This is a genomic window from Bradyrhizobium sp. WYCCWR 12699 (genome assembly GCF_032144035.1).
Taxonomy (GTDB): Bacteria; Pseudomonadota; Alphaproteobacteria; order Rhizobiales; family Xanthobacteraceae; genus Bradyrhizobium.
On sequence record NZ_JAVTJN010000030.1, the window covers coordinates 349,328 to 363,526 of the forward strand.

12 protein-coding genes are annotated in these 14,199 nt (G+C 65.3%); 10 read left to right on the forward strand and 2 right to left on the reverse strand.

Annotated features, from left to right (window positions below; translation table 11 throughout):
* Positions 1–204: 204 nt before the first annotated feature.
* The 10 genes from RPS27_RS12505 (at position 205) to RPS27_RS12550 (ending at position 11,495) form a co-directional block, all read left to right on the forward strand.
* On the forward strand, positions 205–1,215 hold the full coding sequence (locus tag RPS27_RS12505) for a TRAP transporter substrate-binding protein (RefSeq protein ID WP_212065038.1): 1,011 nt from the start codon (positions 205–207) through the stop codon (positions 1,213–1,215).
* A 6-nt stretch (positions 1,216–1,221) separates the two neighbouring features.
* Positions 1,222–3,300, forward strand: coding sequence for an ATP-binding protein (locus tag RPS27_RS12510; RefSeq protein WP_313754057.1), 2,079 nt, complete (start codon positions 1,222–1,224; stop codon positions 3,298–3,300).
* Positions 3,270–5,015 carry a DUF3369 domain-containing protein gene (locus RPS27_RS12515; RefSeq protein ID WP_313754058.1) on the forward strand — a complete coding sequence of 582 codons (1,746 nt, stop codon included), beginning with the start codon at positions 3,270–3,272 and terminating at the stop codon, positions 5,013–5,015. The genes RPS27_RS12510 and RPS27_RS12515 overlap by 31 nt, the downstream gene beginning before the upstream one ends.
* A 10-nt stretch (positions 5,016–5,025) precedes the next feature.
* Entirely contained in the window at positions 5,026–5,760 is a 735-nt protein-coding gene (locus RPS27_RS12520) for a response regulator (RefSeq protein ID WP_194404932.1), read from the forward strand.
* Between the two features lie 338 nt (positions 5,761–6,098).
* Positions 6,099–6,710, forward strand: coding sequence for a sigma-70 family RNA polymerase sigma factor (locus tag RPS27_RS12525; protein WP_194404933.1), 612 nt, complete (start codon positions 6,099–6,101; stop codon positions 6,708–6,710).
* Positions 6,711–7,055: 345 nt separating this feature from the next.
* The gene (locus RPS27_RS12530; protein ID WP_313754059.1) at positions 7,056–7,754 is read left to right on the forward strand and encodes a cytochrome c biogenesis CcdA family protein; all 699 of its coding nucleotides are present in this window, start codon (positions 7,056–7,058) and stop codon (positions 7,752–7,754) included.
* A 28-nt stretch (positions 7,755–7,782) separates the two neighbouring features.
* Positions 7,783–8,346, forward strand: a complete 564-nt coding sequence (locus tag RPS27_RS12535) for a thioredoxin family protein (protein WP_212065035.1) — start codon at positions 7,783–7,785, stop codon at positions 8,344–8,346.
* Positions 8,347–8,448: 102 nt separating this feature from the next.
* Complete coding sequence (locus tag RPS27_RS12540; RefSeq protein WP_212065034.1) at positions 8,449–9,423, forward strand: hypothetical protein; 975 nt, start codon at positions 8,449–8,451, stop codon at positions 9,421–9,423.
* Between the two features lie 354 nt (positions 9,424–9,777).
* On the forward strand, positions 9,778–10,371 hold the full coding sequence (locus tag RPS27_RS12545) for a L,D-transpeptidase (RefSeq protein ID WP_211415499.1): 594 nt from the start codon (positions 9,778–9,780) through the stop codon (positions 10,369–10,371).
* Between the two features lie 86 nt (positions 10,372–10,457).
* On the forward strand, positions 10,458–11,495 hold the full coding sequence (locus tag RPS27_RS12550) for an amino acid ABC transporter substrate-binding protein (RefSeq protein ID WP_211416574.1): 1,038 nt from the start codon (positions 10,458–10,460) through the stop codon (positions 11,493–11,495).
* Between the two features lie 223 nt (positions 11,496–11,718).
* Here the strand turns inward: RPS27_RS12550 and RPS27_RS12555 are convergent, their stop codons facing one another.
* Both RPS27_RS12555 and RPS27_RS12560 read right to left on the reverse strand, forming a co-directional pair.
* Complete coding sequence (locus RPS27_RS12555) at positions 11,719–12,858, reverse strand: acyl-CoA dehydrogenase family protein (protein ID WP_212065033.1); 1,140 nt, start codon at positions 12,856–12,858, stop codon at positions 11,719–11,721.
* A gap of 130 nt (positions 12,859–12,988) precedes the next feature.
* Complete coding sequence (locus RPS27_RS12560; protein ID WP_211415497.1) at positions 12,989–14,188, reverse strand: acyl-CoA dehydrogenase family protein; 1,200 nt, start codon at positions 14,186–14,188, stop codon at positions 12,989–12,991.
* Between the last annotated feature and the right edge of the window lie 11 nt (positions 14,189–14,199).

The window sequence follows — 14,199 nt, forward strand, 5'->3', positions numbered from 1 at the left end:
TGCGATGGCTCTTCCCACGCCGCGGTCGACAAGGCGGCCGCCCTGCTTAAGGCGCGGCATAGCCGGTTTCAACCGTGAATGAACGGCGGCCGCGCCGCACAATCGATCCCAGCCCCCGCGGCGGGATGGTCTTCCCCCGACCATCTGCTAGATTGCATTGAACCTTTTGCCCCCGCCATAGACTCCACCACTGAGGGGTTGAGTGTGCCAGTGCTAAACCGTGCCGAACTCTCGCGGACCGGGGTAATCTTCGTCGCGCTTTTGCTCGCCGCAGTCTCGATGGGCATGCGGGCGACGGGCGCCGTTGCGCGCGAATTTCGCGCCGCCGATACCCAGACCGAGGATTACCCGACCGTCCAGGCGCTGCGCTACATGGGCGCCCTGATCGCCGAGCGCACCCAGGGCCGTCACGAGATCAAGGTGTTCCACTCCCGTCAGCTCGGCGAGGAAAAGGAGACCATTGAGCAGACCCGGGTCGGCGCGATCGACCTCAACCGGACCAACGTGGCGCTGATCGGCAACTTCGTTCCCGCGATGAACGTGCTCGCTATGCCGTTCCTGTTCCGGTCCATCGAGCACATGCAGAAGGTGCTGGACGGGCCTGTCGGCAGCGAGATCCTTGATAGTTTCGAGCCCTATGGCTTCGTCGGGCTCGCCTTTTACGATTCCGGCGCGCGCTCGATCTACAACGGTGTCCGCCCGGTGAAGAGCATCGCGGATCTCAAGGGATTGCGGATCCGGGTGCAGCAGTCGGAGTTGATGAGCCAGATGATCCGCGCGCTCGGAGCCGAGCCGGTCGAGATGCCCTATGGGCAGGTGCTGACCGGGCTCGCCCATCATCTGGTCGACGGCGCCGAGAACAATTGGCCATCCTTCGTGACGACGGACCATTACAAGCATGCCGGCCACTACACGCTGACCGAGCACACGATGAGCCCCGAGGTGCTGGTGATCTCGCTGAAGGCCTGGCAGAGCCTGTCGCCGGACGACCAGAATATCTTCCGCGAGGCCGCGCAGCGCTCCAGCCGGTTCATGCGCGAGAAATGGCGCGACCTCGAGGAGCAGTCACAGCGTAAGGCAGAGGAGGCCGGCGTCACCATCATCAGGGACATCGACCGCAAGCCGTTCGAGGACGCGATGGCGGCGATCTATGCCAAGGCCGGGCGCGATCCCGCGGCGGCCGCGCTGATCGAACGCATTCGCAAGGTGGAGTGAGCCGCGTTGGCTGCACTTGGACATCACGAGCACGCGGAGCGGCCGGCCGGCCCGATCGGTCGGCTGCGCGCACGTCTCGTCGGCGTGCTGCGAGCGGTGCCGATCCGCTGGCGCATCCTGTCGATCGCCGCGCTGAACTCCGCCGTGGTCGTGGTGCTGGTCGCCATGATCTGGAACGGCGCGCAGGTGCTGGGCTCGGCCTGGGACGACGTCCGCCAGGTGCGCGAATCCGATCGCATCCTGGCGCTGCTCGAAAGCGAGACCGGACGCCTGCACAATCTGATCCACCGCTACATCAACCAGCCGAGCCCGGACCTGTTCGCCGAGATCCTGCTGCTGCGCGAGGCGGTGCTGGGCACGCTGAGTAACCGCGCCGCCAAGGACCCGATGCTGTCGGGGTCGGTCGAGGAGCTGGAGCGCACCACCGACCGCTTCCTCAACGGCTTCGGCGAGCTGCGCAGTGTGCAGGCCACCATCGCCAAGACCTATGAGGAGCAGGTGCAGGGTCCGGCCCGGGACATGGCGGGCCTCTATTCCATCATCGAAGGCGCCACCGGCCATCGCGACGCGCTGATCTGGCCCTCGCTAGGGAAGTCCCGCGAGGCCTTCACCGCGATGCTGGTGGCGGCCAATTCCTATTATCTGTCGCTGTCGACGGGCGCGGCCGATGACGCCCGCCGCAACACCGAGACGATCGAGAAGACCATCCCCGTGATGATCGATCTCGCCGACAACGATCTCCAGCGCATGGCGCTGCAGCGGCTCGGGGCCCGCACCGCCGCGCTGCGCGAGGGCTTTGCAAAACTCTCCGAGCAGCTCGCGAGCCGCACCGAGCTGCTGCGCAACACCATCGACGCCAGCCAGGCCGAGGCGATCGGCGCCATCGACGACCTCTCGACCATGATGCGCCAGCGCGAGCAGAAGGCGCAGGAGACGTTCGACCGCACGCTGGCGGATATCTCACGGCGGGTGCTGTCGATCGCGGTGATCTTCCTCGGCATCATCCTCACCGCCGGCGTGATGATCGCGCTGTCGATCCGGCTGCCGCTGCAACAGATCATGACCGCGATGCGCGCGATCACGCTCGGCGATCTCGACCGCGAGGTGCAGGGCACCAAGGCGCGCGACGAGGTCGGCGCCATGGCGCGCGCCGTGGAGGTATTCCGCGAGAACGCGATCGCCAAGCGCCAGACCGAGGACGAGCTGCGCGCCTCCAAGGAGAAGGCCGAAAGCGCGCTGCTCGAGCTCAATACCGCGCAGCAGAATCTGATCGACGCCGAGCGGCTGGCGGCGCTCGGCGGCCTCGTCGCCGGCGTCGCCCACGAGGTCAACAACCCGATCGGCATCAGCCTGACCGTTGCCTCCAGCTTCGCCCGCCGCACCGAGATCTTCGAGGCCCAGCTCAAGGGCGAGGGCGGCCTGCGCCGTTCGCAGCTGGAGGAGTTCGTGCAGTCCTCGCGCGATGCCTCGCAGCAGCTGGTCGCCAACCTGCAGCGCGCCGGCGAGCTGATCCAGTCGTTCAAGCAGGTCGCGGTCGACCGCTCCCATGCCGAGCGGCGGCAATTCTCGCTCAGCGAGGCCACCGACCAGATCATTGCAAGCCTCAGGCCGGTCCTGAAGCGCTCGCCGATCACGCTCGAGGTCGACGTGCCCGAGGGCCTGTTGCTCGACGGCTATCCGGGCTCCTATGGCCAGATCCTGACCAACCTCTTCCTCAACGCCGCCAACCACGCCTTCGCCGACGGGCGCGCCGGCACGATCACGATCTCGGCGCGGCCGCGCGGGGCCGACGACATCGAGCTCAGCTTCACCGACGACGGGGCCGGCATGACCCCTGACGTGCAGCGCCAGGCCTTTGACCCTTTCTTTACCACCCGGCGCAATGAAGGCGGCACGGGACTTGGCCTGCATATCGTCTATAACCTCGTCACCCAGCAGCTCGGCGGCCGCATGATGCTGGAATCCAAGCTGGGACAAGGCACTACTTTTCGCATTATCATGCCCCGCATCGCCAAGGGCGGCGCGCAAAGCACAGAAAGCGACGGGACTTCTCAATGGCCGAACAGGACGATGTCCTCCACCTGATCGACGACACCGGTACCGCGTCGGAGGATAGCAACGCCCGGAAATGGAAGATCGCCGTCATCGACGACGATCCGGCGGTGCATGACGGCACCCGTTTTGCCCTCTCGGATTACAGCCTGAACGGCCAGAGCCTGGAGATCCTGTCGGCCTATTCCGCGGCGGAAGGCCGCAAGCTGATGGCCGAGCACGGCGACATCGCCGCCGTGCTGCTCGACGTCATCATGGAGACCGACGTCGCCGGCCTCGAGCTGGTCGAGTTCATCCGCAACGAGATCAAGAACGAGACCGTGCGCATCATCCTGCGCACCGGCCAGCCCGGCCAGGCGCCGGAGCGGCGCGTGATCGTGCAGTACGACATCAACGACTACAAGGCCAAGACCGAGCTCACCGCCGACAAGCTGTTCACTTCGCTGACCGCGGCGCTGCGCTCCTATCAGCAGCTCGAGCGCATGGTGCAGACAAGGCGGGGGCTCGAGATCATCATCGATGCGGCGTCGACGCTGTACGATTTCAAGTCGATGCAGCGGCTCGCCGAGGGCGTGCTGACCCAGCTCGCCTCGCTGCTCAACGTCGACTGCGCCGGCATCCTGGTCCTGCGCGACAATGGCGGCATCGATCCCGAGCTCTCGGTGCTCGCCGGCAGCGGCTGCTACAGCCGCTTCATCGGCACCACGACGTCGAAGGCGCTCGACCCCGATCTGCGCGAGATGGTGGAGGCGGCGTTCCAGCGCCGCAAGAACGAGTTCGCCGACCATCGCAGCGTGATCTATCTGCGCACCGGATCCGGCCGCGAGGTCGTGGTGCTCTTGCAGGCCGAGCGCGAATTGTCCGAGACCGACCGCTCGCTGGTCGAGATCTTCTCCTCCCGGCTCTCGATCGCCTTCGACAACGTCATCCTCTACCAGCAGCTGCAGGACGCCAACACCCAGCTTGAGGACCGCGTCGCCCAGCGCACCCGCGCATTGATGCAGGCCAATCGCCGCCTCTCCGCGCAATGGCTGCGGCTGCAGCGCGCCAATGGTTTCAAGAACGAGATTTTGGGCACCGTCGCCCACGATCTGAAGAACCCGCTCGGCGTCATCCTCGGCCGCACCGAGATGCTGAAGGAGCTGATCTCGACCGGCGCCTCGGAAAGCGGCGTGGTCGCCCAGGTCGATCACATCCGCGATGCGACGAAGCGGCTGACCACGATGGTCGACCACCTGATCTCGGACGCGATGGCCGACGCCTTCGACATCACCATCCGCCGCGAGCCGGTCGACGTCGCGGCCCTGGTCAAGGAGGTCGCCGAGGCCAACCAGCCGCTGGCCGTCAACAAGCAGCAGGCGATCAGCGTCATCGCACCGGCCAACATCGTTACCATGTGCGACACCGACCGCATCCGCGAAGCCATCGACAATCTCATCAGCAACGCCATCAAATATTCGCCGATCGGCGGCAAGATCGACGTCGCCGTCAGCCATGAGGGCGGCGACACCATCGTCCGCGTCAGCGACGAGGGCGCCGGCCTGTCGCCGGAGGATCTCGGCCGCCTGTTCGGCCGGTTCCAGCGGCTGTCGGCCAAGCCGACCGCCGGCGAGAGCTCGACGGGGCTTGGCCTCTCCATCGTCAAGCGCATCATCGACATGCACGGCGGTGAGGTGACCGCCGACAGCGATGGGCCCGGCAAGGGCTCGACCTTCACCATCGCCCTCCCCGCGACCGAAATGCCGTGATCAAGAGACCATGACCCAAAGCCAGCACATCATGATCGTCGACGACGAAGCCCCGGCCCGGGAGATGGTCGGCGATTATCTCAAGATGCACGGCTTCACCGTGACGCTGTGCGACGGCGGCAAGAGCTTGCGCGCCGCGATCCAGGGCAGCATGCCGGATCTCGTCGTGCTCGACCTCAACATGCCCGAGGAGGACGGCCTCTCGATCATCCGCGACCTCAAGAGCCGCATCAACGTGCCGGTCATCATGCTCACGGCGACCGCGAGCCCGATCGACCGCGTCGTCGGGCTCGAGCTCGGCGCCGACGATTACGTGGCAAAACCCTGCGAGCTGCGCGAGCTGATGGCGCGCATCCGCTCGGTGCTGCGCCGGAGCGTGCCGGCCAAGGCGGCCGCGCCCGAGGCGGCGGCGAAGTCCGACAAGGAGCAGCTGGTACGGTTCGGGACCAAGTGGCTCGATCTCGAAGCCCAGGCCTTGCGCGACGACGAGGGCAACGAGCACCCGCTGACCGCATCCGAATTCGGGCTGTTGAAAGTGTTCGCGGCCAATCCCAAGCGCGTGCTGTCGCGCGAGCGCCTGCTCGAACTCGCCAATGCGCGCGACGCCGAAGCCTTCGACCGCGCCGTCGACCTGCGCATCATGCGCATCCGCCGCAAGATCGAGCCCGATCCGGCCAAGCCGGCCGTGATCCGCACCATCCGCGGCGGCGGCTATCTGTTCTCGCCGCAGGGCGAGAAGGCGTAGAGGGCGGGCGGCGGAGCGCGGTGCCGTAGCCCGGATGGAGCTTCACGGAGCGCCCATCTGGAACGACATCGGTGGGTGCAGCGCGACCGAACGCAAGACCCGGAAATACGTTCCTGACTGCTCAGGGCGCCGCCAAATCCCCACACCCGTATTTTCCGTACATTGAAATTCCACGGCTTTTTGCCCCGAATGTTTCGTCGCGCCCCCTTCGACGAAACAATTTGGCGGCGCACGAAACCATTTTCCGCTTTTCGTGCAGACGTCCCGAAACGTTGGCTCATTAACACTTTGGTCCAAGGAAACGCCGCTCGGTTGCGGCGCTACGGGGAGCCAAGTCCATGCGGAACGTCATCGCCATCAACGCCCAAGCCAGCCAGAGCATCATCGCCGCTCAGGCGACCTCGGACGACATGCTCCTCGAAAGCATTGCCGACGGTAACCGGACGGCCATGCACATCCTTTACTGCCGGCACAATGTGCGGGTGTACCGCTTCATCCTGCGCATCGTGCGCGACGCCACCGCGGCGGAAGACCTGGTCAGCCAGGTGTTTCTGGACGTGTGGCGGACCGCCGGCCAGTTCCAGGGCCGCTCGCAGGTCTCGACCTGGCTGCTCTCGATCGCCCGCTTCAAGGCCCTGACAGCGATGCGCCAGCGCCGCTTCGAGGACATCGACCAGGAGGACGTGCGCCAGATTCCTGATGGCAACGACACGCCCGAGACCTCGCTCGACCGCAGCGACACCAGCGCCATCCTGCGCGCCTGCGTGCAGAAGCTGTCGCCCGCGCATCGCGAGATCATCAACCTCGTCTACTACCACGAGAAGTCGGTGGAGGAGGTCGGGCAGATCATCGGCATCCCCCAGAGCACCGTGAAGACGCGGATGTTCTACGCCCGCAAGCAATTGGCCGAATTGCTTAAAGGCGCCGGCGTCGAGCGTTTCGCCGCCTGAGGCAACGATTTCAAAGGGTTGAGGCCCGCCAGGCGGCCCCACCCCGGGACACGGAAGTGTTACCGCCGACGAAACAATTGAAACAAAGCACAACATCAGGCGGAAAAACTTCCTCCCTATAAAGCTCACATACGGTTTTGCTTAAACCTCCCAAGGACCTCCAGCGACCCGGACGGGATGCCCCCCTCCGGGTCGTTTTGTGTTTGGGGGTCGCAGACGCTGGAAGCCACGGCTGCTTCCACATCGTCATGGCCGAGATTCGGCCCCGTCACGAAGGCGTGACGGTGCGTAACGACCACCCCACCGCGCCCGAACTGCCCTCGTGACCTCCCTCGCGAGTGCGCCATGCTCGAACTGCTCTTCGCTCTCCTTGCCGGCATCCTCACCATCGCCGCGCCTTGCACGCTGCCGATGCTGCCGATCCTGCTCGGCGCCTCGATCGGGCGCGACGGTCGGCTGCGCCCCCTGATGATCGCGCTCGGCTTCGTCGTCTCGTTCTCGGCGGTCGCGCTGCTGCTCGGCGCACTGACGCGGCTGCTCGATTTCGATCCGAACGTGCTGCGCGAGGCCGCCGCGATCCTGCTGCTCGGCTTTGGCCTGTTGATGCTGTGGCCGACGCCGTTCGAATGGCTGTCGATCCGGCTCAATGGCTGGCTCGATCTCGGCAGCGCAGGCGGCGCGCCACGCGAGGGCGCGCTCGGCGGGCTGATCCTCGGCACCACGCTGGGCCTGGTCTGGACGCCCTGCGCCGGCCCGGTGCTCGGCTCGATCCTGACGCTGGTTGCGACCTCGAAGAATCTGGCCTGGGCCGGCACGCTGCTGATCGCCTATGCGATCGGCGCGGCGATCCCGATGCTGGCGATCGCCTACGGCGGACAGGCCGCGACCACCCGGGTGCGCAGCCTGTCGCGGATCACCCCACGCCTGCAGCAGGGCTTTGGAATCGTCGTGATCGCCTTCGCGGTTGCCGCCTATTTCCAATACGACACGCTGATCGTGGCGTGGCTCACCGGCTTCTACCCGACCGGCCAGATCGGCCTGTAATCCCTCATCTTCACCGGAGGACTCGCCCATGACGTTCAAACTGCTCGCCGTCTCAGCTGCACTTGTCGGCCTCACTGCCACCGGCGCCGTCATCCCCGGCTTCTGCGACGAAGCCGCGCCCGCCGTGCCGATCACCGTCGCCGCAGCAAGCCAGCAGACGGCGCCCGACTTCGCCGGCATCAACAATTGGTTCAATTCGAAGCCCCTCAGCCTTACTGAGCTCCGCGGCAAGGTCGTGCTGGTCGACTTCTGGACTTATGGCTGCGTCAACTGCGTCAACACGCTGCCGCACGTCACCGAGCTCTACGCCAAGTATCGGGACAAGGGCCTCGTCGTGGTCGGCGTGCACACGCCGGAATTCCCGTTCGAGCGCTCGGCCTCCAACGTGCAGGCCGCACTGAAACGCCACGGCATCACGTATCCGGTGGCGCAGGACAATGATTCCAAGACCTGGAACGCCTACCGCAACCAATATTGGCCGGCGCAATACATCATCGACCAGAACGGCAAGATCGTGTTCCAGCACGCCGGCGAAGGCCGCTATGACGAGATCGACCGCACCGTGGCCAAGCTGCTGAACGCCAGCAGCTGATGCCGCACGGACGCCGCGCGGCGGGTTTTAGTTGTCGCCCTTGTTGCTTGACTCCACGGACCCGTCCGTGGAGGTTCGCGGCATCGGAATCAGCCGCCCGCGATGGACGACGCGAACACCAGCACCGACATCCGCCTTCGTGAAGGCTCTTCGATCGCGCAGCGGCTGGTCGTGGCAGGCTTCGCGGCGGCCGTTGCGCTGTGCTTCACGCCGGGCCTGTTCACGCACGACACCCTGGAAATCATCATATCGGTGGTGGCGCTGCTCATCGGGGCGGGATTCGTCGTCGGCATCATGCTGGCGCCGGCCGTGGTGTGGATCATCACGGCAAACGAGATCCTGATCGGACGGCAAAGCCCGTTCGGAAAGCTGCGTACGCGCATCGTCGCGAAGGACGACATCACGGCGTTGCAGGTTCCCGGCAGCAAGCGGGTGAAGGCGCGCTTTCAACTCGTGTTCACGCTGGCCTCGGGAGAGCGCTTGACGTCGCCGCCGATCTCCGACGTCACGCATGTGCGCGACACCGTGGCCCGGATCGCGGCGCAGTTCGAGGTTCCCAATGTCGAGGAGCCCGTCAATCCGCTCGATGCCAGCAATCCGGAGATGCATCTCGGCGAGCCGCTGGAGGCGTTTCCCACGCGGGACATCAGGATTGTCTCTCTGATCGTCGTCGCTCTGTCCGCCGTGCCCTACGCCTATAAACTCTGGCGCGGATGGCCGCCCAGCCATGTCGACATCCTGCTGCTACCGCTCGGGGTGCTCGCGGCGTTCGCCGTGCATCGCTATGCCAACCTCCTCACTGGCGCGCTCTGGATCATCCGCGAGCGCGACATCCGCGTCGAACGGCTGTGGGGCGACGGCACGCCGCGCGCCGACCACATCGCAGGACCCGACGTGAAGACCATCACGGTCGAGCGCCGCGGCCGGTCCGAGGACGAGCATTGCATCGTCGTGATTCGACTGCATTCGGGGCGAAGGTTTCGCAGCCCGCGGATCGGCTCGCGGGTGGAGGCGCGCGCGGTGGGAACGGAGATCGTGCGGCGGCTGGGGATCGCGGCGGAGAGCAATAAGATCTGACTGGCTTCCGATGACAATGGTCGATGTAGACATCAACGCGGGCTCGGTCTGAGCCTCTCCCGCTTGCGGGAGAGGTCGCGCGGGTGAAGTTTCTTTCCTCTGGGGAAGTGTCCCGTTGCGGAGACACCCTCTCCCCGGCCCTCCCCGCAAGCGGGGGAGGGAGCGCAGCCCCGTTGCCGCCGCGACCTAAGCTTTTCGCGCCATCCCCTGTTTGTGGCATTGCCCGGCACCGTTAAAAAACCATAGGCATTCTCGTGACATATCAGGGCGGCGCGCCATCAACTTGCCATGAACCTGCCCCTCAGGTTTGATGCTTCTGAATGATTTGCGCTGTGGCAGCGGGGAGAGCTTGAGATGACGGATTTTCGTCGCCTGACCGGGATGTTCATGGCTGCGGTGGGGCTCATTCTGTCCACGCCCTCCGCCTTCGCCCAGCAGCCTGACCGCGGCGACGAGCCGGGCCTGGTCGCCGACGACGGCTACCAGCTCGAGCCGGAATGGCAGAAGCAGGTCGTCTATTTCCGCACCACCGAGGCGCCGGGCACGATCATCGTATCGACCGCCGAACGGCATCTCTATCTGGTGCAGCCGGGCGGGCGAGCGATCCGCTACGGCATCGGCGTCGGCCGCGACGGCTTTCAGTGGCAGGGCCTCGTGACCATCACGAACAAGAAGGAGTGGCCGGACTGGACGCCGCCGCCGGAGATGATCCAGCGCCAGCCCTATCTGCCGCGCTTCATGGCCGGCGGCCCCGGCAATCCGCTGGGCGCCCGCGCCATGTATCTCGGCACCACCGTGTACCGCATCCACGGCACCAACCGCCCCGACACGATCGGCACCAAGGTGTCCTCAGGCTGCTTCCGTCTCGTCAACAACGACGTCGCCGATCTCTACGACCGCGTGCCTGTCGGCACCAAGGTCGTCATCCGTCAGAAGCCTGAACTGTAAGGCTATCGTTGGAGCATGATCCCCGGGGATCATGCTCTGCGCCCTCCTCCCAATTCCTTTTCCCGATTTTTCGAGAGAGCAACATGATGCGCAGTTTTCGAGGCGGCCTGCTGATCGGGCTCGCGGTCGCCGTGCTGGTCGCCGTTCTGGCCATCATCTACGAATTCTACGACACCCGCACCCTGAAGCGCACCGTGCGCCGCGGCGAGGTGCTGTGCGGCGTCAACAAGGGCCTGCCGGGCTTCTCGATCCCCGACGACAAGGGCAACTGGACCGGGTTCGACGTCGATTTCTGCCGGGCGGTGGCCTCGGCGATCTTCAACGATCCCGGCAAAGCCAAGTTCGTTCCGCTCGACGCCAACGAGCGCTTCAAGGAATTGCAGAGCCGGAAAGTCGACATCCTCTCGCGTAACTCGACCTGGAGCATGGCGCGCGAGCTCGACTATGACCTCTATTTCCCGGCCGTGGCCTATTACGACGGCGTCGGCTTCATGCTGCCTCGCGCTCGCAACAAGGAAACCTCGCTGGACCTCGCGGACAGCAAGGTCTGCGTGCAGAGCGGAACAACAACGGCACTCAACGTCTCCGACTACTTCCGTGCCAACAACATGAAGTATGAGGAGGTCAAGCTCGACAATCTCAACGACGTCGTGAAGGCCTACGACAGCGGCAAGTGCGACACGCTCTCGGCCGACGTCTCGCAGCTCTACGCGCTCAGGCTGAATCTGACCAAGCCCGGCGACCACATGATCCTGCCGGACATGATCTCCAAGGAGCCGCTCGCTCCGGTCGTGCGCCAGCGCGACGACGACTGGATGATGATCGTGAAGTGGACGCTCTACGCGATGATCAACGCGGAGGAATTAGGGGTGACCTCGGAGAACATCGACGAAGCCCTGAAGTCGAAGAAGCCGGAAGTAATGCGCCTCGTCGGCACCGAGGGCAATTACGGCGAGCAGCTCGGCCTCACCAAGGACTGGGTCGTCCGCATCATCCGCCACGTCGGCAATTACGGCGAGATGTACGAGCGCAATATCGGCGAGAAGTCGAAGCTGAAGATTCCGCGCGGCATGAACCAGCTGTGGAACGCCGGCGGCGTGCAGTACGCACCGCCGATGAGGTAAGGCGGCGATCCAGCCGCGTCATGCGAGCGTAGCGAAGCAATCCAGACTGCCTCCGCAGAAAGATTCTGGATTGCTTCGTCGCAAGCGCTCCTCGCAATGACGGGGCGCGAGCTTCCATCCTCGCGAAGGCCTGTAGCCCGGATGGAGCGTAGCGAAATCCGGGGCAGTCTCGCGGACAGAATCCCGGATTTCGCTTCGCTCCATCCGGGCTACAGGTTCCCGATCAATACCCCCGCGCCCGTGCCAGCTGCTCGGTGTGGTAATTGGCATCGCCGAACAGCTCCTCGCAGACCCTGGCCCGCTTCATGAAGAAGCCGATGTCGAACTGGTCGGTCATGCCCATGCCGCCGTGCATCTGCACGCCTTCCTGCACCGCGCGCGTGGCGGTGGTGCCGGCCTTCGCCTTGGCGACCGCGACGGCTGAGGCCGCCTTCGCGACATCGGCGTCCAGCGCTTGCAGCGCCTTCATGGTGGCGGCGCGGGTGATCTCGATGTCGACATAGAGCTCGGCGGCGCGGTGCTGCAGCGCCTGGAATTCGCCGATCAGCTTGCCGAACTGCTTCCTGTTCTTGAGGTACTCGACGGTGCGGTTGAAGACCTCCTCGCTGAGCCCGACCATCTCGGCGGCGACCGCGCCGCGGCCGATGTCGAGCACGCCTTCGAGCAGGCCGGCCGCCTGATCGACTTCGCCGAGCACGCTGTCGGCGGTGACCTCGACATTGGAAAGCTCGATCCGCGCCGCATTGTGCGCGTCGACCATGATGGTACGCTCGACCGCAACGCCCTTGGCCTTGGGGTTGACCAGGAACAGCGTCAGGCCGTCCCGCTCGCCGGCAGCGCCGGACGTGCGCGCGGCGACGATCAGGAGATCGGCGACGTGGCCGTCGACCACCAGCGCCTTGGCGCCGGAAAGTTTAAAACCGTTGCCGGCGCGCACGGCCTGCAGGCTGGTCTGCAGCGGACGATGCTTGGCGCCCTCGTCGATCGCGAGCGTGGCGAGCAGCGAGCCGTTCGAAATCTTCGGCAAATATTCCGATTTCTGCGTGGCACTGCCGCCGCGGGTCAGCGCCGAGGCCGCGACCACCGAGGTCGCGAGGAAGGGCGACGGCATCAAGGTGCGGCCGATCTCCTCCATCACGATTCCGGCTTCCATGACGCCGAGGCCGCTGCCGCCGAATTCTTCCGGCACCAGCAAGCCCGCAAAGCCCATCTCGGCGAAGGAATGCCAGAGCTCCTTGGAGAAGCCGGTGGGGTCCTTGCTGTCGCGCAGATGCCGCAGGTGCGACACCGGCGCCTTGTCGCTGATCAGCCCGCGCGCGCTATCGCGGAGCATCGATTGTTCTTCGGTGAGGACGAGGGCCATGGTGCTTAAGTCTCTAATATCGCGTGACGCATATTGTTGATGTCATTCCGGGGCGATGCGCAGCATCGAACCCGGAATCTCGAGGTTCCGGGGGTCGATCCTTCGGACTGCCCCGGAGCGACGGAAAGGCTCACGCCCCCGGCAAATCCAGGATGCGCTTGGCGACGATGCCGAGCATCACCTCCGTCGTGCCGCCCTCGATCGAGTTGGCCTTGGTGCGCAGCCAGGCGCGCGGACGAGCGCCCTGCCTGGAGCGCTCGCTCTCCCATTCCAGCGCATCGACGCCGCCGGCCGACATCAGGATCTCGTAGCGGCGCTTGTTGAGCTCAGTGCCGTAATATTTCATCGCCGAGGAGAACGCCGGATGCGCCTGCCCGGCCTTGGCGAGATCGACCGCGCGCTCGGCGCAGGCCGCGAGTGCGGCTTCATCGACGTCGAAGGTGGCGATCTTCCCGCGCAGCATGGCATCGTCGAGCTTGCCCTGCGTATCGGTGCCGACGGAGTCCGCCGCGATCTGGCCGAGCGGACGGCCGACGCCGCGCTCGCCCATCCCTGAGATCATCGCGCGCTCGTGCTGCAGCAGATATTTGGCGACGTCCCAGCCGCGGTTGACGGTGCCGACCACATGCGACTTCGGCACGCGGACGCCGTCGAAGAAGGTCTCGCAGAACGGTGAGTAGCCGGAAATGAGAAGGATCGGCTTGGTCGTCACGCCCTTCGAGGTCATGTCGAACAGGATGAAGCTGATGCCGTCGTGCTTCTTCGCCGTGGGATCGGTGCGGACGAGGCAGAAGATCCAGTCGGCGTAATTGGCGTAGGAGGTCCAGATCTTCGAGCCCGTGATGACGAAATCGTCGCCGTCGCTCTCGGCGCGGGTCTGCAGCGAAGCCAGATCGGAGCCGGCATTCGGCTCGGAATAGCCTTGGCACCAGCGGATTTCGCCGGCCGCGATCTTCGGCAGATGCTCCTTCTTCTGGGCCTCATTGCCGTATTTCAAGAGCGCCGGCCCGAGCATCCAAATGCCGAAGCTCGACAGCGGCGGACGCGCGCCGATTTTCGCCATCTCGGCGCGCAGCACCTTGTGCTCGGCCGCGCTCAAGCCGCCGCCGCCATACTCCTTCGGCCAATCAGGCACGGTCCAGCCCTTGTCGCGCATGCGCTCGAACCAGATGCGCTGCGGCTCGGAGGAGAATTTTGCGTTGCGCCCGCCCCAGAACACGTCGGCATCCGAGGTCGCGGGCTTGCGCATCTCCGGCGGGCAATTGGCCTCCAGCCAGGCGCGCGTCTCGCTGCGGAATGTTTCGAGCTCGGTGGAGTCAGTGTCACTCATGGTCGTTTCCA

Excerpts from the sequence above, each read along its gene's own strand:
- RPS27_RS12535 (WP_212065035.1), top strand. The coding sequence starts at position 7,783 with ATGACGTTCAAACTGCTCGCCGTCTCAGCTGCACTTGTCGGCCTCACT.
- RPS27_RS12560 (WP_211415497.1), bottom strand. The coding sequence starts at position 14,188 with ATGAGTGACACTGACTCCACCGAGCTCGAAACATTCCGCAGCGAGACG.
- RPS27_RS12555 (WP_212065033.1), bottom strand. The coding sequence starts at position 12,858 with ATGGCCCTCGTCCTCACCGAAGAACAATCGATGCTCCGCGATAGCGCG.
- RPS27_RS12550 (WP_211416574.1), top strand. The coding sequence starts at position 10,458 with ATGCGCAGTTTTCGAGGCGGCCTGCTGATCGGGCTCGCGGTCGCCGTG.
- RPS27_RS12515 (WP_313754058.1), top strand. The coding sequence starts at position 3,270 with ATGGCCGAACAGGACGATGTCCTCCACCTGATCGACGACACCGGTACC.
- RPS27_RS12530 (WP_313754059.1), top strand. The coding sequence starts at position 7,056 with ATGCTCGAACTGCTCTTCGCTCTCCTTGCCGGCATCCTCACCATCGCC.
- RPS27_RS12545 (WP_211415499.1), top strand. The coding sequence starts at position 9,778 with ATGACGGATTTTCGTCGCCTGACCGGGATGTTCATGGCTGCGGTGGGG.
- RPS27_RS12520 (WP_194404932.1), top strand. The coding sequence starts at position 5,026 with ATGACCCAAAGCCAGCACATCATGATCGTCGACGACGAAGCCCCGGCC.
- RPS27_RS12540 (WP_212065034.1), top strand. The coding sequence starts at position 8,449 with ATGGACGACGCGAACACCAGCACCGACATCCGCCTTCGTGAAGGCTCT.
- RPS27_RS12525 (WP_194404933.1), top strand. The coding sequence starts at position 6,099 with ATGCGGAACGTCATCGCCATCAACGCCCAAGCCAGCCAGAGCATCATC.